The organism is Streptomyces sp. cmx-18-6, from assembly GCF_046548915.1.
In the GTDB taxonomy this organism is placed as follows: domain Bacteria; phylum Actinomycetota; class Actinomycetes; order Streptomycetales; family Streptomycetaceae; genus Streptomyces.
Map to the genome: position 1 here is coordinate 245,012 of NZ_JAEBEP010000008.1, position 20,016 is coordinate 265,027.

A 20,016-nucleotide genomic window follows, 5' to 3' on the forward strand; every position below is an offset into this window, starting at 1 on the left:
CCTGCCTGAACCCGCGAGTCATGGTTCCGGGCGGGGCCGGGGCCACGCCCCGTGGAAGTGCTCTTGATCAGCCCAGGAAACTCAGCCGCACCTGGCGCTCGGGATTGTCCCGATTCGTATCGACCAGGCACACCGACTGCCAGGTCCCCAGCTCCAGGCTCCCCCCGATCACCGGCAGGGTGGCGTGCGGCGGGACCAGGGCGGGGAGTACGTGGTCGCGGCCGTGGCCCGGGCTGCCGTGGCGGTGCTGCCAGCGGTCGTCCGCCGGGAGCAGGTGGTGGAGGGCGGCCAGGAGGTCGTCGTCGCTGCCCGCTCCCGTCTCCAGGACGGCGATGCCGGCGGTGGCGTGGGGTACGAAGACGTTCAGCAGACCGTCCCGGCCCGCCGCCGCCCGGGTGAGGAACTCTTCGCAGTCACGCGTCAGGTCCGTGACGCTCTCGGCCGTACCCGTGGTGATGTTCAGTACCGTGGTGGTGAAGGAATCGGACATGCCTCCATCTTCTCTTCCATGGGACGAGATGACACGTCCACGCACCGAGACGCCATTGACCGTGTCCTGACCGGATGGCTACGTTCATCGCCATGTTCCGATCAGCTCTGCTCACCTCGCGCGGTCACATCGACCTGCTGCGGGTGGCATCCGCCGCGTGTCGTCGCGGCTGCTGACGTTCCCTCAGCGCCTTTCGGGTTCCTTCTGACCGGGCCCTCCGCCTGTCCCGCCCCTTCGGCCGCACCCTCCCCGTCGCGCACTCCTGTGTGCTGCTTCGCCCTGCAGGTCAGCGGTCCCGCTGCCGCTGACCTGCCGGTCTCCTGACCCCCAAGGGCCTTTGGCCTCCCGGGATCTCCAGCCGCCCGGGGGCCGTCCGGCCCGGGCGCGGCAGTCGTCGTCAGGAGGCGGGTCGGCGTGGCGCCGGGTGCACGTCGTCGTTCCCGATCGGCGCCCCCGTACGACCTCCCGTGGAGTCCTCGTGACCATCAGCCATGCCCCGCCCGATCCGTCCATCACCTCGAAGGAGTCCTCCGCGCCCAGGCGCACGCCGCCCGATCTGGAGCCGATCGTCCCCGCCTCCGCACGGCGGGCCCGGCTGCGGTCCGTGCCGCGATGGCTGCGGCGCACCGTGGGGCCTTTGCTGCTGCTCGCGCTGTGGCAGGTGTCCAGCGCCACGGGGGTCCTGCATCCGGACGTGCTCGCGTCGCCGGGGACCATCGCCCGGGCGGGGGCCGATCTGATCGCTGACGGGACGCTGCCCGCCGCCATGGGCGTGTCGCTCCAGCGGGTGGCGGTGGGGCTGGTGCTCGGCGGGGTCGTCGGGACGGCGCTCGCGCTGGTCTCGGGGCTCTCGCGGCTCGGTGAGGACCTCGTCGACGCGACCGTGCAGATGCTGCGGACCGTCCCCTGGGTGGGGCTGATTCCGCTGTTCATCATCTGGCTCGGGATCGGTGAGGCGCCGAAGGTGGCGCTGATCGCGCTCGGGGTCGCCTTCCATCTGTATCTGAACGTGTACGCGGGGATTCGCGGGGTGGACGCCCAACTCATCGAAGCCGGTGAGTCGTTGGGGCTCAACCGTTGGGGGCTCGTACGTCATGTGGTGCTGCCGGGGGCGTTGCCCGGGGCCATGACGGGGCTGCGCTACTCCCTCGCCACCGCCTGGCTGGCGCTCGTCTTCGGGGAGTCCATCAACGCGGACGCCGGGATCGGGTTCCTGATGAACCAGGCCCGGGAGTTCTTCCGGACCGACGTGATCGTGGTCTGCCTCGTCGTGTACGCCTTCCTCGGCCTCACCGCCGACGTCATCGTCCGCACCCTCGAAAGGCTGCTGCTGCAATGGCGACCGACCTTCACCGGCCAGTGACCGCCCCGGCCCCCTCCCCCGCCGGGGAGCCCGAAGCCGCCGTACGGGTCGAAGGGCTCACCCGGGCCTTCGACGGGCGGGCGGTCATCGACGGCCTCGATCTCACCCTGAAAGCCGGGGAGTTCACCGCGCTGCTGGGCCGCAGCGGATGCGGCAAGTCCACCCTGCTGCGGGTGCTGGCCGGGCTCGACCGCGAGATAGCCGGCACGGTCCTGGTGCCCCGGCGGCGCGCCGTGGCCTTCCAGGCGCCGCGTCTGATGCCCTGGAAGCGGGTCTGGCGCAACGTCCTGCTCGGCCTGCCCGGAAAGCCCCGACGGGCCGTGGCCGAGAAGGCGTTGGCGGAGGTCGGGCTGACCGACCGGGCGGGCGCGTGGCCCAAGACGCTCTCCGGCGGTGAGGCCCAACGCGCTTCGCTGGCCCGAGCGTTGGTGCGGGAGCCCGATCTGCTCCTGCTCGATGAGCCGTTCGGCGCGCTGGACGCCCTGACCCGGATCAAGGCGCAGCAGCTCGTGGCGGAGCTCTGGCAGCGGCGCGGCTGCGCGGTGCTGCTGGTCACCCACGATGTGGACGAGTCCCTGTTGCTGGCCGACCGGGTGCTGGTGATGCGGGACGGCGGCATCGCGTACGACACGCCCGTCGCCCTGGACCGCCCGCGCGGGGTCGGCGCTCCCGGCTTCGCCGACCTGCGCTCGCGGCTGCTGAGCGAGCTGGGCGTCGGGGAAGGCGGCGGCGAGGACGACGTCGAGGACGGCGTCCAGGACGGTGGCGTCGACGCCGGGACCGGCCGGCAGCAGGAGGCGGTTGCCGCCGCGCACACGAAGGTCTGACCCGACTCCTCATTTCCCCACGCTCACCCCCCATCACGGAGATCCACCATGAAACGCCGTACCCTGCCCGCTCTGCTCCTCCCACTCACCCTGCTCCTCGCCGCCTGCGGTGGCGGCGCCTCCTCCGCCGGGTCGGGAGGCAGCACCGACGGCAAGGGCAGCGTCACGCTCAACGTCGGTGACCAGAAGGGGGGTTATGAGGCGATCCTGCGGGCTTCCGGAGAGCTCGACGACCTCGACTACCGCATCAAGTGGTCCACCTTCACCTCCGGCCCGCCACTGCTGGAGGCCGTGAGCGCCGGTGCGGTGGACATCGGAGGGGTCGGCAACACCCCGCCCGTCTTCGCCGCCGGGTCCGACTCCAACATCGTCGTCGTGGGCGCGAGCCACGGCTCGTCGGACGGTGAGGCGATCGTCGTCCCGAAGGACTCGCCGCTCAAGAAGCCCGAGCAGCTCAAGGGCCGGTCCATCGCGGTGGCGCAGGGCAGTTCGGCCCACTTCCAGCTGGTCGCCTCGCTCAAGGAGGCCGGCCTCTCCATCAAGGACGTGAAGCTCAACTACCTCCAGCCGGCCGACGCGCTGGCCGCGTTCAGCCGGGGCAAGGTCGACGCCTGGGCGATCTGGGACCCGTACACCTCGCAGATCCTGCGGACGGGGAACGCCCGGGTGCTCACGACCGGCGAAGGGGTCGTCAACGGGCTCGGCTTCCAGGTCGCCTCGCCCGCGTCGCTCAAGGACGCGAAGAAGTCGAAGGCCATCGGTGATCTGCTCGTCCGGCTGGAGCGGGCGCAGAACTGGGTCTTCAAGCACCCGGAGGACTGGGCGAAGGTGTGGGCGAAGGAGACCGGGCTGCCCTATGAGGTGGCGCTGGACGCCGTGAAGCTCACCTACGGCACGCGCGTCCCGGTGGCGATCGACGACGCCGCCATCGCCTCCGAGCAGGAGATCGCCGACACGTTCGCCGAACTCAAGCTGATCCCACGGCGGTTCGACTTCAAGGACTACGTCGACACCCGCTTCAACCGGGACCTCCCCGCCTCCTCCACCGCACCCCGCTCGTACGGAAAGGGCTCGTCGTGAACGTACATCTGCATTGGTTCCTGCCCACCGGGGGCGACGGCCGGACGCTCGTGGACCGGCACGCGTACACCGACGGCGGCATCAAGCGCGACCGGATCACCCCGGTGAGCGGGGTGCGCGCCCCGGACATCGAGTATCTGGCGCAGATCGCCAAGGCGGCCGAACAGCTGGGCTTCGAGGCCGTGTTGACGCCCACCGGCACCTGGTGCGAGGACGCCTGGCTGACCACGGTGGCGCTCGCCCAGCACACCGAGCGGCTGAAGTTCCTGGTGGCCTTCCGGCCGGGGGTGATCTCGCCCGTGCTGGCCGCGCAGATGGCCGCCACCTATCAGCGGATCACCCGGGGGCGGCTGCTGCTGAACGTGGTGACCGGGGGCGATTCGACCGAACAACGGCGCTTCGGGGACCACTTGGACCATGACCGGCGCTATGCGCGGACGGCGGAGTTCCTGTCGGTGGTGCGGGGCGCGTGGAGCGGGCAGCCGTACGACTTCGACGGCGAGCACTACCAGGTGGAGGGCGGGCTGACCGCGCTGCCGCCGGATCCGCTGCCGGAGATCTTCTTCGGCGGGTCATCGGCGGCCGCCGGTCCGGTGGCGGCGGCGCACGCCGACGTCTATCTGACCTGGGGGGAGCCGCCGGCCGCGGTGAAGGAGAAGATCGACTGGATTCGCGGGCTCGCGGAGGAGCAGGGGCGTACGGTCCGGTTCGGCATCCGGCTGCACACCATTTCGCGTGACTCGTCGGCCGAGGCGTGGGCCACCGCCGACCGGTTGCTGGGCGACCTCGACGCGGACACGATCGCGGCCGCTCAGCAGGCGCTGGGGCGGAGCGAGTCCGTGGGGCAGCAGCGGATGCTGGCGCTGCACGGCGGTTCGCGGGACAAGCTGGAGATCGCGCCGAACCTGTGGGCGGGCGTCGGCCTGGTGCGCGGCGGGGCCGGGACCGCGCTGGTGGGCAGCCATGCGGAGGTCGCGGACCGGATCGAGGAGTACCACGCGCTGGGCGTGGAGCACTTCGTGCTCTCGGGCTATCCGCATCTGGAGGAGGCGTACTGGTTCGGCGAGGGCGTGACGCCCGAGCTGGCGCGGCGCGGGCTGCTGTCGACCGTACCGGCGTCCCCGCTGCTGGAGTCCCGGGCCGCTTCGGCTCCCGGCGGGGCGCCGCTGCTGGTCGCGGGAGGGCGCTGAGCCCCGCGGTGAGATGTGCCGGGCGTCCGGGAAGATCCCGGGCGCCCGAGCAGTTAGTAGAAGCGTGAACATTTCTGGGGTGCGCGAGCTGGACGTGGTCGTGATCGGCGCCGGGCAGGCGGGGCTGTCCGCCGCCCACCACCTGCGCCGCGTCGGTCTGGAGCCGGACCGCGACTTCGTGGTCCTGGACCACGCGCCCCGGCCGGGCGGGGCGTGGCAGTTCCGCTGGCCCTCGCTGACGTACGGCAAGGTCCACGGGATGCACGCACTGCCGGGCATGGAGCTGACCGGCGCGGACCCCGACCGGCCCTCGTCCGAGGTGATCGGCGCGTACTTCACGGCGTACGAGGAGCGCTTCGGGCTGCGCGTGCACCGGCCCGTGGAGGTGAGCGCCGTACGGGAGGGAAGCGGCGGGCGGCTGCTGGTGGAGACGTCCGAGGGTGTGTACGCCCCGCGGGCGCTGATCAACGCGACCGGCACCTGGGGCCGGCCGTTCTGGCCGCGCTATCCGGGTCAGGAGACCTTCCGGGGGCGGCAGTTGCACACGGCGAACTACCCGGGGCCCGAGGGGTTCGCGGGGCGGCGCGTCATCGTGGTCGGGGGCGGCGCGTCCGGTACGCAGCACCTGATGGAGATCGCCGAGTACGCCGCCGAGACCTTCTGGGTGACCCGGCGCGAACCGGTCTTCCGCGACGAGCCGTTCACCGAGGAGTGGGGACGGGCGGCCGTGGCGATGGTGGAGGAGCGCGTACGCAACGGGCTCCCGCCGCAGAGCGTGGTGAGCGTGACCGGGCTGCCGGTCACCGACGCGGTGCGGCGGGCCCGCGAGGACGGGGTGCTGGACCGGTTGCCGATGTTCGACCGGATCACCCCGGACGGGGTGGCCTGGGACGACGGCCGGACCGTCGAGGCGGACGTGATCCTGTGGGCGACCGGCTTCCGGCCCGCCGTGGACCATCTGGCCCCGCTCAGGCTGCGCGAGCCGGGCGGCGGCATCCGTGCGGAGAACACCCGGGCCGTACGGGACGGACGCGTCCATCTCGTCGGCTACGGCCCCTCCGCCAGCACCATCGGCGCCAACCGGGCGGGGCGCACCGCCGTGCGCTCGGTGCTGCGGCTGCTGCGGGAGACCGGGGCGACGGATGGCCGGCGGGGCGTGGAGGCGAGGGCCGGGGCGGTCGTGTGACCGCTGCCGCCGTCAGCCGGTGGCCGCTCGGCGGTTGCGGTTGAACTCCTCGACGTTTTTCACCTGCTCGTCGTAGCTGTCGGTGAAGCGGGTGTCCCCGGGGCCGACCGTGACGAAGTACAGCCAGGGGCCGGGCGTGGGGCTGATGGCGGCGCGCAGGGCCTCCTCCCCCGGGTTCCCGATGGGCGTCGGCGGCAGGCCCTTGCGTACGTAACTGTTGTACGGGCTGTCCAGCTGGGTGTCGACGGTGGTGGTGTCCAGGGTGGAGCGCTTCAGGGCGTAGTTGATGGTGGAGTCCATCTGGAGCGGCATGTCCTTGAGCAGCCGGTTGTAGACGACCCGGGCGACCTTGCCCATGTCGGACGCGGTGTCGGCCTCGGCCTGGACGATGCTGGCGATGGTGGCCGTCTCGTAGACGGAGACGTTGTTCCGTTGGGCTCCGGCGGTGATGTGGTCCGCGCCGAACCGCTTGCGGGCGGTGTCCGACATATAGCGCAGCAGCCCGGCGGGCGTGGTCGTCGGGTCCAGCGGATACGTGGCCGGAAAGAGGTACCCCTCGGGGTTGCCCTCGGCCTGGTCCGGCAGGGCCAGGTCCGCCGTCGACGCGGTCTTCTTCGCGCTGCCGGGCTTGAGGGCGAGCGCGCGGTCCACGGCGGCGTAGACCTGTGAGGCGCGCCAGCCCTCGGGGATCACCAGGGTGCTCTGCGGCTGCCGCTGCTTCTCCTCTTCCGGCCCGATCACGGTCAGCGGGATCACTACGGCGGCCGACGCGAGGAGCAGCGCGGCGACGACGAGCACGATCTTTCCGCGGCGGGTCGGGCGGAGTCTGCGACGGGGACGGGCGTCCGGGGACTCGTTCACCATGCGGGCACGTTAACCCGGGCCGTGGCTCCCCGCCGGTACCTCGGCTTCGGCGTCGGCTCCGGCGACACGAACGCCGTACCCGCCGCCCTGCACGGGGGCGGCCGCGCCGCCGTGCGGTCCCGGGCGTAGGCGCTCACGGAGCAGCCGGGGCCAGATGGGAGTCGCGGCGGATCAGAGCGGCGTAGCGGCCGTCGCGGTCGAGCAGTTCCTCGTGCGTGCCGCGCTCGGCTGTGCGGCCGCCTTCCAGGACGACGATCTGGTCCGCGTCGCGGACGGTGGAGAGGCGGTGGGCGATGGTGAGGGTGGTGCGGCCCTCGGAGAGCGCGTCGATCGCTTCCTGCACCGCGTGTTCCGTACGGGTGTCGAGGGCGCTGGTCGCCTCGTCGAGGATCAGCACCGGCGGGTCGCGGAGGATCGTGCGGGCGATGGCCAGGCGCTGCTTCTCGCCGCCCGAGAAGCGGTAGCCGCGCTCGCCGACGAGGGTGTCGTACCCCTCGGGCAGGGAGGCGATGTGGTCGTGGATCTGCGCGGCGCGGGCCGCGGCCTCGATCTCCGCGTCGGTGGCATCCGGCTTGGCGAAGCGCAGGTTGTCGGCGACGGAGGCGTGGAAGAGGTAGGTCTCCTGGGAGACGACGCCGACCGCTCGGGCCAGTGTGTCGAAGTCCAGGTCGCGGACGTCGACCCCGTCGAGCGTGACCCGGCCGCCGGTGACGTCGTAGAGCCGGGGCACGAGATAGCTGAGCGTGGACTTGCCGGAGCCGGTGGGGCCGACGACCGCCAGGCTGTCGCCCGCGGGGACGGTCACGTCGATGCCGCTGAGCGTGGGGCCGCTCGTGGCGTCGTAGCTGAAGTCGACGTTCTCGAAGGCGATCTCGCCGCGGATCTTCTCCAGCCGGACGGGCTGGTCCGGTTCGGTGATGTCCGCCGTGAGGTCCAGGTACTCGAAGATGCGCTGGAAGAGGGCAAGGGAGGTCTGCATCTGCACACCGGTGGAGAGCAGGCTCACCGCCGGGCGGAACAGGCCCTGCTGGAGCGTGACGAAGGCGACGAGCGTACCGATCGAGACGGCGGCGCCGCCCGGCTGGAAGGTGAGGCCGGCCACCCAGTAGATGACGGCGGGCATGGCGGCCATCACGATGCCGATGGTGGACATCCGCCAGCGGCCGGCCATGCTGGACCGCACTTCCAGGTCGACCAGGCGCTCGGACTCCTCGGTGAACCCCTTGGTCAGGGAGTCGGAGCGGCCCATCGTGCGGCCGAGCAGGATGCCGCTGACCGAGAGGGACTCGGTCACCGTGGCGGCCATGGCGGCCATCTGCTTCTGCCGCTGGGTGGTGATCCTCTTGCGCTCCCGGCCGACGCGGCGGCTGATCGCGACGAACACCGGCAGCAGGAGCAGCGAGACGACGGTGAGCCGCCAGTCGAGCGCGAGCATGGCGACGACGGTGGCGATGACGGCGGTGAGGTTGGAGACGAGCGAGGTCGCGGTGGAGGTGACCGTCGCCTGCATGCCGCCGATGTCGTTGGCGATGCGGGACTGGACCTCGCCCGTGCGGGTGCGGGTGAAGAAGGCGAGCGGCATCCGCTGGAGCTGGGTGTATACGGCGGTGCGCAGATCGTGCATGACGCGCTGGCCGACCGTGGTGGAGATCAGGGTCTGGAGCACGCCGAAGACGCTGTTCATCACGGCGGTGAGGATCATGCCGAGGGCCAGCAGCGTCAGCAGCCCCGTGCGCCCCTGAGGGATCGCGGTGTCCAGGATCTCGCGCAGCAGGAACGGGGAGGCGACCGACACCAGGGAGGAGGCGCCGACCAGCAGCCCGACCACGGCGAGCCGGCCTCGGTAGGGGTGGAAGAGGCGGAGGATCCGGCGCACCTCGCCGGACGGCCGGTCGGCGGCGGCGCGGGCGTCGGGTGGGGGCGTCCAGGTGATCGCGTCGGGTTTCATGGGCTCCTTCGTGGGGCGTGAGGAACGGCCGGATGCGTCCGGCGTTCAGAGCTTAGCTCATTGTTACCTATACTCACAATGAACGGGGTCCTGATATTGTTCCCGCATGGACGCCCCCGATTCCCCCGACGCCGGCGCCGCGGATGCGGCAGCCGCCGCCGAGCGGTCCCGTGATCGCGATCGTGACCGCGACTCCGACGGGATGCTCGCCGAGCAGTTGCTGCGGCTGACGCGCCGGCTGCACCGCATCCAGAGCCGCCAGCTGGAGCCGATCGGCATCACCCCGGCCCAGTTCCGACTGCTGCGGACCGTCGCGAGCTACGACGCGGCCCCCCGGATGGCGGATCTCGCCCAGCGGCTGGACGTCGTCCCACGCGCCGTGACGACGCTGGTCGACGCCCTGGAGGCGAGCGGGCGGGTCCGCCGCGCCCCGGATCCGGACAGCCGCCGGGTGGTGCGCATCGAGATCACCGACGAGGGGCGCGCCACGCTCCGTTCCCTGCGCGCCGCGCGCCGGGCGGCCGCGGAGGAGATCCTGGCTCCATTGACCGCCGGCCAGCGCGAGGTGCTCGGCGGACTGCTCTCCGCTCTGGTCGACGGAATGCCGGAGCGCCACTGCTGAGACCTGGACCGGCGGCGCGGCCAGGTGCCGGGACCCGTGACGGGGTATGAGCCACCGGGACCGCGCATGCGGCGCCCGGCCCCCGGCACAGCGCCGACCGCCGGACCGCACCGACCGCACCGACCGCGAGGGGACCCCGACATGCCGCTGCTGGAGCCCGACCCGGAAGCCCTCCGCCCCGGCAGTGCGCGCGAACCCGCCCCCGACCGGGTCACCGACCGGAGCGCGGCCGGCACCCCGGAGCCCCTGCGCTCGGAGCTGACCGCCCTGCTCGGCGCGGACAAGGTGCTCTGGAAGGTCTCCGACCTCGTGCGGTACGCCTCCGACGCCAGCCCGTACCGCTTCCTCCCCCGGGTCGTGGTGGTCCCCGAGGACGTCGACGACGTCTCCGCGATCCTGTCGTACGCCCACGGCAAGGGCCGCGAGGTCGTCTTCCGGGCCGCCGGAACCAGCCTCAACGGCCAGGCGCAGGGCGAGGACATCCTCGTCGACGTACGCCGTCACTGGACCGGCGTCGAGGTGCTGGACGACGGGGCGCGGGCCCGCATCCGCCCCGGCACCACCGTCATGCGGGCCAACGCCGCGCTCGCCCGGTACGGCAGGCTGCTGGGCCCCGACCCGGCGAGCGCCATCGCCTGCACGGTCGGCGGGGTCGTCGCCAACAACGCCTCGGGCATGACGGCGGGCACCACCCGCAACTCCTACCGCACGCTCGCCTCGCTCACCTTCGTCCTGCCGAGCGGCACCGTCGTCGACACCGCCGACCCCGCCGCCGACGAGGAGCTGGCCCGCGCGGAGCCGGAGCTGTGCGCCGGGCTGCTGGCGCTGAAGGCGGAGATCGAGGCGGACGAGGAGCTGACGGCCCGCATCCGCGCCAAGTACGCCATCAAGAACACCAACGGCTACCGCCTGGACGCCTTCCTCGACGGGCAGACGCCGGTGCGGATCCTGCGCGGGCTCATGGTCGGATCCGAGGGCACGTTCGGTTTCATCTCCGAGACCGTCTTCGACACCCTGCCGCTGGACCGCCGGGTCACCGGCGCGCTGCTCTTCTTCCCCTCGCTCACCGCCGCCGCTGCCGCCGTCCCCCGGTTCAACGAGGCGGGGGCGATCGCGGTGGAGCTGATGGACGGCAACACCCTGCGCGCCTCCGTCAGCGTGAAGGGCGTTCCGGCCGACTGGGCGGCGCTGCCTCGCGGGACGACCGCGCTGCTGGTGGAGTTCCGCGCCCCCGACGCGGCGGGCCAGGAGGCGTTCGAGGAGGCCGCGGCCGAGGTGATGCGGGGGCTCGACCTGGTGGTTCCGGCCGCGTCCGTCACCAACGCCTTCACCCGGGACGCGGGCACGATCGCCGGGTACTGGAAGGCCCGCAAAGCGTTCGTCACGGCGGTCGGCGGCTCCCGCCCCTCGGGTACGACGCTGATCACGGAGGACTTCGCGGTCCCGCCGGACCGGCTGGCCGACGCCTGCGAGGCCCTGCTGGAGCTCCAGGCGCGGCACGGCTTCGACGCCGCCGTGGCCGGCCACGCGGCCCACGGCAATCTGCACTTCCTGCTCGCCTTCGACGCGGCGCGACCCGCCGACGTCGAGCGGTACGACGCGTTCATGCAGGAGTTCTGCGCCCTGGTCGTGGACCGCTTCGACGGGTCGCTCAAGGCGGAGCACGCCACCGGCCGCAATATCGCGCCGTTCCTGGAGCGCGAGTGGGGTGAGCGGGCGACGGAGCTGATGTGGCGGACGAAGCGGGTCATCGACCCCGAGGGGGTGCTCGCGCCGCGCATCGTCCTCGACCGTGATCCGCGCGCCCATCTGCGGGGGCTGAAGACCATTCCGAAGGTGGAGGCGGTCGCCGACCCGTGCATCGAGTGCGGTTTCTGCGAGCCGACCTGTCCCAGCGAGGACCTGACGACCACTCCGCGCCAGCGGATCGTGCTGCGCCGCGAGATGATGCGCCAGGCGGACGGCTCCCCGGTGGAGGCCGGGCTGCTCGACGCCTACGGGTACGACGCGGTGGACACCTGCGCCGGGGACTCCACCTGCAAGCTCGCCTGCCCGGTCGGCATCGACACCGGGGCGATGATGAAGGACTTCCGGCACCGCAGGCACACCCCGCGCGAGGAGCGGATCGCCGCGCTCACCGCGAAGAACTTCCGCGTGGTGGAGGCGTCGGCGCGGCTGGCCGTGGCGGCGGGGAACGCCATCGGGGAGCGGGGCGGCGACCGGCTCCCCGCGTCCGTGACCCGGCTCGCCCGCAAGGCCGTGCGCCCCGATCTCGTACCGGAATGGCTGCCGCAGCTCCCCGGAGCCGCCGCCCGGGATCTGCCGCGCACCGCACGGGCCGGGGCGAGCGCGGTGTACTACCCGGCCTGCGTGAACCGCATCTTCGCCGGACCGGAGGGCAGGCCGGGAGCGGGGCCGAAAGCCGCACCGGAGGGCAGGCCGGGAGCGGGACCGGAGGGCGGGCACGACGGCGCTCCCGCCCCTTCCCTGGCCGAGGCCGTGGTGGCCGTGTCCGAGCGGGCCGGAAAGCCGGTGTGGATCCCCGAGGACGTGGCGGGGACGTGCTGCGCGACCATCTGGCACTCCAAGGGATACGACGCGGGCAACAGGATCATGGCCAACCGCATCGTGGAGGCGGCCTGGGGCTGGACGGCGGGCGGAGCTCTGCCGCTGGTCGTGGACGCGTCCTCCTGCACGCTCGGCATCGCCGAGGAGGTGGTGCCCTACCTCAGCGAGGACAACCGGGCCCTGCACCGGGAGTTGACCGTCGTGGACTCGCTGGTGTGGGCGGCCGACGAGCTGCTGCCGGAGCTGACGGTGGTCGCCAGGACCGGATCGGCCGTCGTCCACCCGACGTGTTCCATGGAACACCTGGGGGACGTCGAGCAGTTGCGCGCGCTGGCCGCCGCCTGCGCCGAGGAGGTGACCGTCCCGGACGACGCCGGATGCTGCGCCTTCGCGGGCGACCGGGGCATGCTGCACAAGGAGTTGACCGATTCGGCCACGGCGAAGGAGGCGGCCGAGGTCGGTTCCCGCGACTACGACGCCTATCTGTCGGCCAACCGGATGTGCGAGATCGGCATGGAGCGGGCCACCGGCCGCCCCTACCGCTCGGCGCTGATCGAGCTGGAGCGCGCCACCCGGCCGCCGAACCGCTGAAAGTCCCTGTTCGTCCCGGGTCCCGATGCCCCGACTGGTTGAACCAGTCGGGGCATTCGCACGCCCGGGAGAAAAGTCCATGGTTTGAGGACGAGAGTCCAATTGGCTCTCTTGCGCACCATCAGTCTCACCGTCCAGGGTCCTAACCGAGGCCGGTCCCGGGGGCGTTCACGCGCGTACGGGAGGGGTCTCGCTCGTGCACGTCCAGAACCCCCACACCCCACCTGGAGGCTCGATGAACGACGACGCCCTGCCCGGACGGACACCGCAGGACCTCCCCCCGCACAACAGCGCCGAGGACGTCGACCGGCAGGATCCCAGCCGCCGTTCGGTGCTGTGGACCACGGCGGGCGTGGCCGGCGCCGGCCTCGGCCTCGGCTCCCTCACGGGCGGGACCGCGTCGGCCGCCGGGAGCGCGGCCCCGGAGGCCGCCGAAGCCGTGGCCGCCGCTCCCGCCCGCCAGGGCCGCACGATGGCCGACGTCCCCTTCGAGCGGCGCTCGACCGTCCGGGTCGGCATCGTGGGCCTCGGCAACCGGGGCGACAGCATGATCGACCTCTTTCTCGCGGTCCCCGGCGTCCGGGTCGTCGCGGTCTGCGACCCGGTCCGGGACAAGACGGAGAAGGCCGCCGCCAAGGTCACGGCCGCCGGGCAGCCCGCCCCGGCCGTGTACGCGAAGGGGGACCACGACTACGAGAACCTCTGCCGGCGCGGCGACATCGACTTCGTCTATGTGGCCACCCCCTGGGAGCTGCACTTCCCGATGGCGAAGGCGGCGATGCTGAACGGGAAGCACGTCGGCGTGGAGTGTCCGATCGCGATGCGGCTGGAGGAGCTCTGGCAGCTCGTCGACCTCTCCGAGCGCACCCGGCGGCACTGCATGCAGCTGGAGAACTGTTGTTACGGCAAGAACGAGATGCGGGTGCTGCGGATGGCGCACGCGGGTCTCTTCGGGGACCTGCTGCACGGCGCGGGGGCCTACAACCACGATCTGCGCGAGCTGATGTTCGACCCGGACTACTACGAGGGCCCGTGGCGGCGGCTCTGGCACACCCGGCTGCGCGGCGACCTCTACCCCAACCACGGGTTCGGGCCGGTCGCCAACTACATGGACGTCAACCGGGGCGACCGGGCCGTCAGCATCACCAGCGTCGGCACCCCGGCCCTCGGCCTCGCCGCGTACCGCGAGGAGCACATGCCGTCCGGCGACCCGAGCTGGAAGGAGTCGTACATCGGCGCCGACCGGACGATCAGCCTCGTGCAGACCGCCAAGGGCCGGGTGATCCGGCTGGAGCACGATGTGTCGTCGCCGCACCCGTACTCGCGCATCAACAGCCTCGGCGGTACGCGGGGCGTCTTCGAGGACTACCCGGAGCGGATCTATCTGGAGCCCACGAACACGAACCACCAGTGGGACGACTTCAAGAAGTACGCCGAGTGGGACCACTGGCTGTGGAAGGAGCACGCCAATCCGCCGGGCGGCCACGGCGGGATGGACTACATCATGGTGTTCCGGCTGATGCAGTGCATGCGACTGGGTCTGGTCCCGGACTTCGACGTGTACGACGCGGCCGTCTGGACGGCCCCCGTGCCGCTGAGCCACCTCTCCATCAAGGCCAAGGGGGCGCCGCTGCCCATACCGGACTTCACCCGGGGCGCGTGGAAGAAGGCCAGGTCCGGGATGGACTCGGAGAAGCCGGCCGCGTGACGTCGGCGGGGTCCCGTGCGGCTCGGCACGGGGCCCCGGGGGCGGCCGCCCGCCCGGAAAACCCCTTGCCCCGGAGGGTGGCGGGCAGCGAACCTTGCACGGTTTGGTCAGCCCGTTCTTCCGAGGTCCGCGCGGCCTCCGCATTCCGAGCCCTGGGACGTCATGCAGATTCGCGATCTTCCGTATTCGGATCCCGGCGACCCCGATGTACGGTCGGGCCCCCGCTTCCTGTACTGGCTGGGGCGCAACCAGCTCGGCGGGCAGCTGAAGGCCCTCGGCTGGGGCCTGCTCCACCAGTTGAGCATCGCCGGGTTCCCGGTCACCGTGGGCATCGCCGTCCAGGCCGTCGTCGACCGATCCGGTTCACGGCTGGCGCTGGCCTGCGGGCTGGTCGCGCTCCTGGGCATCACGATCGCAGTGGGCGACGCCATGCTCCACCGCACCGCCGTGACCAACTGGATCACCGCCGCCGCCCGGGTGCAGCAGCTGCTGGCGCGCAAGACCGCCGAGTTGGGCTCGGCCCTGACCCGGCGGGTCGCGGCCGGTGAGGTCGTCGCCGTCTCGACGGGCGACGTGGAGAAGATCGGCTGGTTCGTCGAGGCCCTCTCCCGCTTCGCGGCCGCCGCCACCGCCCTGGTCGTGGTCTGCGTGGGGCTGGTCGTCTACCTCCCGACCCTCGGCGTGATGGTGGCCGTGGCGATGCCGCTGCTGGCCCTGGCCGTGCTGCCGCTGCTCCCCCGCGCCACCCGCCGCGCCGACGAGCAGCGCGAGAAGGCGGGCCGGGCGACCGAGCTGGCCTCGGACACGGTGGCCGGACTGCGGGTGCTGCGCGGCATCGGCGGCGAGGAGCTGTTCCTCGGCCGCTACCGCCGCGCCTCCCAGGAGGTCCGCAAGGCGGCCGTGCGCTCCGCCCGGATGTGGGCGCTGATCTCCGCGGTCCAGGTACTGCTGCCGGGCATCCTGCTGATCTCCCTGATCTGGTACGGAGCCACGCTGGTGCGGGACGGCCGCATCGACGTGGGCCAGTTGGTCACGGTCTACAGCGCGGCCACGCTGATGATCTTCCCGCTGCGGCACTTCGAGGAGATCGCGATGGCCTACTCCTTCTCCCGGCCGTCCGCGCAGCGCGCGGTACGGGTGCTGTCGCTGCGCCGCAGCGACCGGACGGCCACGGTCGAAGGGGTGGCCCCGAAGGGCGATCTGTACGACCCCGTCACCGGACTGATGGCCCCCCAGGGGCAGTTCACCGCCGTCGTCTGCGGCGATCCGGACGAGGCGGGACGGCTGGCCGAACGTCTCGGCGGCCACGCCCAGACGGGCGACCCCCAAGCCGACGGTTCACAGACCAGCGACTCCCCGGCGATCGAGAAAACCCCCTCCGTCCTCCTCGGGGCGGTGGCGCTGGACGAACTCCCCCTGGACACCGCGCGGGCCGCCGTCCTGGTCCAGGACAAGGACCCCGTGCTGCTCTCGGGCACCCTCCGGGAGCTCCTGGACGTACCGTCATCGGGCCTGGTCACCGCCGATCAGGCGCTGGAGGCCGCGCAGTGCGGCGATGTGCTCAGCTCCCTGGCCCAGGCGTCCCCCGACGACGTCGGGGACCCGATGCGGACCCGGATCACCGAGCGCGGCAGATCCCTCTCCGGCGGCCAGCGCCAGCGCCTCGCGCTGGCGCGGTCGCTGATCACCGATCCGGAGGCGCTGGTGCTGGACGAGCCGACCTCCGCCGTCGACTCGCACACCGAGGCGCGTGTCGCCGCCGGGGTCGCGAAGCTGCGCCGGGGCCGTACGACGGTCGCGTTCGCCTCGTCCCCGCTGCTGCTGGACGTGGCCGACCGGGTCGTCCTCGTCCACGCGGGCTCGGTGGTCGCCGTGGGCTCCCACCGCGACCTGCTGCGCACCGAACCGCGCTACCGGGCGGTCGTCACCCGCGAGACCGACGAAGAGGCGGCCGCGAACGCCCTGACGGGCGTCACTACGGCCCCCGCGATGAAGAACACCCAGGAAATCGAGGAGAGGGCATGATCGGCGTCGCACCACCCGCGCACGACCCCGCGGCCCCGGAGTCGGCCACGACGCTCCCCGTGGGCAGCCCCGCCACCGTGCGGAGTTACGTACGGAGCCTGCTGCGGCGGCACCGCAAAGCCTTCGTCCTCCTGATCGCCGCCAACACGGTGACGGTCACCGCGTCGATCGCCGGACCCTATCTGCTGGGCGGTCTGGTCGAGGACCTGTCCAACGGGGTCACCGACCTGCATCTGGAGCGCACCGCCGCGGTCTTCGCGCTCGCGCTGGTGATCCAGACGGTGTTCACCCGGAGCATGCGGCTGCGCGGGGCCATGCTGGGCGAGGAGATGCTCGCCGATCTGCGCGAGGACTTCCTCGTACGGTCGGTGGGGCTGCCGCCCGGCGTCCTGGAGCGGGCCGGGACCGGCGATCTGCTGTCCCGGATCACCACCGACATCGACCGGCTGGCCAACGCGATGCGGGAGGCGGTGCCGCAGCTGGCGATCGGCGTCGTGTGGGCCGGGCTGCTGGTCGGCGCGCTCACCGTGACCGCTCCCCCGCTGGCGCTGGCCGTCGTGGTCTCGCTGCCGGTGCTGATCCTGGGCTGCCGCTGGTACTTCCGGCGCGCCCCGTCCGCGTACCGCTCGGAGGCAGCCGGTTACGCGGCCGTCGCCGCCATGCTCGCCGAGACCGTGGACGCCGGGCGGACCGTGGAGGCGCACCGCCTCGGCGCCCGCCGGGTGGGGCTGTCGGACCGGCGGATCACCGAGTGGACGGCGTGGGAGCGGTACACGCTGTTCCTGCGCTCGGTGCTGTTCCCGGTCATCAGCGCGACGTACGTGACGGTCCTCGGCGCGGTCCTGCTGCTCGGCGGCTGGTTCGTGCTGGAGGGCTGGCTGACGGTCGGGCAGCTGACCACGGGGGCGCTGCTGGCCCAGATGATGGTCGACCCGATCGGCATCATCCTGCGCTGGTACGACGAACTCCAGGTGGCGCAGGTGTCCCTGGCGCGGCTGGTCGGCGTGCGGGAGATCGAGCCGGACGCCGGTGAGGCGGAGGTCGGTCCGGACGGCCGGGACGTGCGGGCGGACGACGTGCGCTTCGGGTACCGGGAGGGCGTCGACGTCCTGCACGAGGTGTCGCTCGACGTGGCTCCGGGGACCCGGCTCGCCCTGGTCGGGCCCTCGGGCGCGGGCAAGTCGACGCTGGGCCGGCTGCTGGCCGGTGTCTACGCCCCGCGCACCGGCGAGGTGACGCTCGGCGGCGCCGAGCTGTCGCGGATGACGGCGGAGCGGGTGCGTGAGCATGTGGCCCTGGTCAACCAGGAGCACCACGTCTTCGTCGGTTCGCTGCGGGACAATCTGCTGCTGGCCCGGGAGGGGGCGCGGGACGCCGAGCTGTGGGCGTCGCTGGCCGCGGTGGACGCGGACGGCTGGGCGAAGGCGCTGGAGAAGGGGCTGGACACGGAGGTCGGTTCGGGCGGGTTCGCGCTGACCCCGGCGCAGGCGCAGCAGATCGCGCTGGCCCGGCTCGTGCTGGCCGACCCGCACACGCTGGTCCTGGACGAGGCGACCTCGCTCCTGGACCCCCGGGCGGCCCGCCATCTGGAGCGTTCACTGGCCCGGGTGCTGGAGGGCCGTACGGTGGTGGCGATCGCGCACCGGCTGCACACCGCGCACGACGCGGACGTCATCGCGGTCGTGGAGGACGGCCGGATCAGCGAACTGGGCAGCCACGACGAGCTGGTGGCGGCGGACGGCGCGTACGCGGCGCTGTGGCGGTCCTGGCACGGGTGAGCCGCCGTCCGGCAGGGGTCACCGAGCGGTGACCCGGGTGCGGTGGGGCTGGAGGAGCTGGTCGACGGGCGCGTAGTCGTCGGTGAGGACCGGGGCGTCGCCGGTCCAGGAGGCGACGGTGGCACCGGTGGCGATCCTCCAGCCGGTATCCCGGGCGTCCAGGGCCTTCTGGATCGCGGGGGCGTCGACCGGCCGGTCGGAGGCGACCACCAGCAGGTTGCCGCCCACGGGGGTCGCGGCCGGTTCGAGGCCGATGTCGACGGGGGCCCCGAGGACCGCGACGTTCGGGAAGACGTCGGCGAGGGTGGCCACTTCGGCGCGGACGAAATCCAGCCGGCCGTGGTCGATGAGGTTGGCGACGTACAGTCCGTCGTCCTTGAGCACCCGGCGTACGTCCTTCAGCGCCTCGGAGGTCGTGAGGTGCCACGGCACGCTGATGCCGCCGAACGCGTCGCCGACGACGAGGTCGCGGCTGCCGTCCTCCAGCCGCTTCAGGCCCAGCCTTGCGTCCTCCACGCGTACGTCGATGCCGGTGGACCGTCCCAGGCCGAGCCGTTCGCGGTCGATGCGCACGACCCCGCCGTCGATCTCGGAGACCAGGCTGCGGGTTCCGGGGCGGGCGGCGGCGAGGTAGCGGGGGAAGGTGAGGCCGCCGCCTCCGATGTGGTGGGCGGCGAGCGGCTCGCCTTCTGGGAAGGCGGTGTCGACCACCGACGCGATGGCGCGCACGTAGCCGAACTCCAGGTGCGTGGGGTCCTCGACGTCGACGTAGGAGTGGCGCAGGCCGTCCAGGACCAGCGTGTGGCCGCCCGGCCGGCCGGGGTCCGCGAGGACGCGTGCGCAGTGGTATCTGGTCTCCGCGTCGCAGCCGCCGGGCGCGATCGCGGTGGCGAGCCCGCCGACGACCACGGTGGCGAGCGCGAGGGCGGTGGCGCGGCTCCATCGGCGCGTGCGCCACTCGACCAGCGCGGAGCCGATCACCAGCAGGGTTCCGAGGCCGATCAGGATGGAGCTGACCGGCAGCCGGGAGATCAGGACGAAGCCGGTGAGGACGGTGCCGACGATGGCTCCGAAGGTGCCCACCCCGGACAGCCGCCCCACGACGGTCCCGGTCTCGGCGAGGCTGGTGAGCCGCAGCTTGGTCACGAGCGGGGTCACCGCGGAGAGCAGCGCGCCGGGCACGAGGAGCGTCACCGCCGCGGCCGGCAGGAGCAGCACCGGAGCCAGCTCCGCGACGGTGCGCAGCAGAACGGGCGTGAGCGCCACGACCACGCCCGACGCCCCCAGCGCGGGGCCGATGAGCCGGCGCGGCTCGACCTGGTCGGCGATGCGCCCGCCCAGCCAGGAGCCGAGGGCGATCGCGGTGAGGGCGATGCCGATCACCAGGGTGCTGGTCTCCAGGGTGAGGCCGAGGTACGGGGCGAGCAGCCGCAGGGCGACGATCTCGACCACCAGGACGGCGGCCGACGACCCGAACACGAGGACCGCCGCGGCGCGGTGGCCCAAGCCCTGGTCGCCCGGACCCGGCCCCTGGTCACGGAGGCCCGGATCGCCTTCGCGGGGCCCCGGGTCCGGGTCGCGGAGGTCCGGGTCGTGGTCGCGGGGCGGTTCGTCGGCCACGGGAGAGGAGGGCGATGTGGTCACGGCAGCATCCTCGCATGCGGCGGCCGAACTCCCCCGTGGCCCCCGCGAGATGCGGACGCCCGCACTCCGCGTCCCAACGGGTCCCGGGCGCAGACGCCTTCACCCCACCGGGCGGAGCCGGCCTGGCGGGCC

At 72.6% G+C, this 20,016-nt stretch carries 15 protein-coding genes; 11 read left to right on the forward strand and 4 right to left on the reverse strand.

The window, feature by feature from the left end; translation table 11 throughout:
* Window positions 1-67 precede the first annotated feature (67 nt).
* Entirely contained in the window at window positions 68-490 is a 423-nt protein-coding gene (locus tag ACLJPL_RS20585) for a YjbQ family protein (RefSeq protein WP_411082326.1), read from the reverse strand.
* Window positions 491-582: 92 nt separating this feature from the next.
* Here ACLJPL_RS20585 and ACLJPL_RS20590 point away from each other — a divergent pair, with 92 nt between their 5' ends.
* The 6 genes from ACLJPL_RS20590 to ACLJPL_RS20615 all read left to right on the forward strand — a co-directional run bounded on the left by ACLJPL_RS20590 (window position 583) and on the right by ACLJPL_RS20615 (window position 6,136).
* On the forward strand, window positions 583-666 hold the full coding sequence (locus ACLJPL_RS20590) for a putative leader peptide (RefSeq protein WP_350692898.1): 84 nt from the start codon (window positions 583-585) through the stop codon (window positions 664-666).
* Window positions 667-968: 302 nt separating this feature from the next.
* Window positions 969-1,853 carry an ABC transporter permease gene (locus tag ACLJPL_RS20595; RefSeq protein WP_411082327.1) on the forward strand — a complete coding sequence of 295 codons (885 nt, stop codon included), beginning with the start codon at window positions 969-971 and terminating at the stop codon, window positions 1,851-1,853.
* Window positions 1,826-2,680 (forward strand): ABC transporter ATP-binding protein, encoded by an 855-nt coding sequence (locus tag ACLJPL_RS20600; RefSeq protein WP_411082328.1) that lies wholly within the window; start codon window positions 1,826-1,828, stop codon window positions 2,678-2,680. Before ACLJPL_RS20595 ends, ACLJPL_RS20600 begins: the two co-directional genes overlap by 28 nt.
* A 48-nt stretch (window positions 2,681-2,728) precedes the next feature.
* Entirely contained in the window at window positions 2,729-3,760 is a 1,032-nt protein-coding gene (locus tag ACLJPL_RS20605; RefSeq protein WP_411082329.1) for an ABC transporter substrate-binding protein, read from the forward strand.
* Window positions 3,757-4,950, forward strand: a complete 1,194-nt coding sequence (locus ACLJPL_RS20610; RefSeq protein WP_411082330.1) for an LLM class flavin-dependent oxidoreductase — start codon at window positions 3,757-3,759, stop codon at window positions 4,948-4,950. The genes ACLJPL_RS20605 and ACLJPL_RS20610 overlap by 4 nt, the downstream gene beginning before the upstream one ends.
* Window positions 4,951-5,029: 79 nt before the next feature.
* On the forward strand, window positions 5,030-6,136 hold the full coding sequence (locus ACLJPL_RS20615; protein WP_411082476.1) for an NAD(P)-binding domain-containing protein: 1,107 nt from the start codon (window positions 5,030-5,032) through the stop codon (window positions 6,134-6,136).
* 12 nt (window positions 6,137-6,148) lie between these two features.
* Here the strand turns inward: ACLJPL_RS20615 and mltG are convergent, their stop codons facing one another.
* Together mltG and ACLJPL_RS20625 are read right to left on the reverse strand one after the other, a co-directional pair.
* Window positions 6,149-7,000: an endolytic transglycosylase MltG gene (gene mltG / locus ACLJPL_RS20620; protein WP_411082331.1), complete on the reverse strand. Its 852-nt coding sequence runs from the start codon at window positions 6,998-7,000 to the stop codon at window positions 6,149-6,151.
* A 133-nt stretch (window positions 7,001-7,133) separates the two neighbouring features.
* On the reverse strand, window positions 7,134-8,948 hold the full coding sequence (locus ACLJPL_RS20625; protein WP_411082332.1) for an ABC transporter ATP-binding protein: 1,815 nt from the start codon (window positions 8,946-8,948) through the stop codon (window positions 7,134-7,136).
* A 106-nt stretch (window positions 8,949-9,054) separates the two neighbouring features.
* Between ACLJPL_RS20625 and ACLJPL_RS20630 the strand changes: the two genes are divergently transcribed.
* From ACLJPL_RS20630 to ACLJPL_RS20650, 5 genes are all read left to right on the forward strand, one after another.
* Complete coding sequence (locus ACLJPL_RS20630) at window positions 9,055-9,570, forward strand: MarR family winged helix-turn-helix transcriptional regulator (protein WP_411082333.1); 516 nt, start codon at window positions 9,055-9,057, stop codon at window positions 9,568-9,570.
* A 141-nt stretch (window positions 9,571-9,711) separates the two neighbouring features.
* Entirely contained in the window at window positions 9,712-12,729 is a 3,018-nt protein-coding gene (locus ACLJPL_RS20635; RefSeq protein ID WP_411082334.1) for an FAD-binding and (Fe-S)-binding domain-containing protein, read from the forward strand.
* A 235-nt stretch (window positions 12,730-12,964) separates the two neighbouring features.
* On the forward strand, window positions 12,965-14,437 hold the full coding sequence (locus tag ACLJPL_RS20640) for a Gfo/Idh/MocA family protein (RefSeq protein ID WP_411082335.1): 1,473 nt from the start codon (window positions 12,965-12,967) through the stop codon (window positions 14,435-14,437).
* Window positions 14,438-14,599: 162 nt separating this feature from the next.
* Complete coding sequence (locus ACLJPL_RS20645; protein WP_411082336.1) at window positions 14,600-16,462, forward strand: ABC transporter transmembrane domain-containing protein; 1,863 nt, start codon at window positions 14,600-14,602, stop codon at window positions 16,460-16,462.
* Window positions 16,459-18,240: an ABC transporter ATP-binding protein gene (locus ACLJPL_RS20650; protein ID WP_411082337.1), complete on the forward strand. Its 1,782-nt coding sequence runs from the start codon at window positions 16,459-16,461 to the stop codon at window positions 18,238-18,240. The genes ACLJPL_RS20645 and ACLJPL_RS20650 overlap by 4 nt, the downstream gene beginning before the upstream one ends.
* Window positions 18,241-18,258: 18 nt before the next feature.
* Here the strand turns inward: ACLJPL_RS20650 and ACLJPL_RS20655 are convergent, their stop codons facing one another.
* A complete protein-coding gene (locus ACLJPL_RS20655; protein ID WP_411082338.1) occupies window positions 18,259-19,884 on the reverse strand; it encodes a fused MFS/spermidine synthase in 1,626 nt (541 codons plus the stop codon).
* Between the last annotated feature and the right edge of the window lie 132 nt (window positions 19,885-20,016).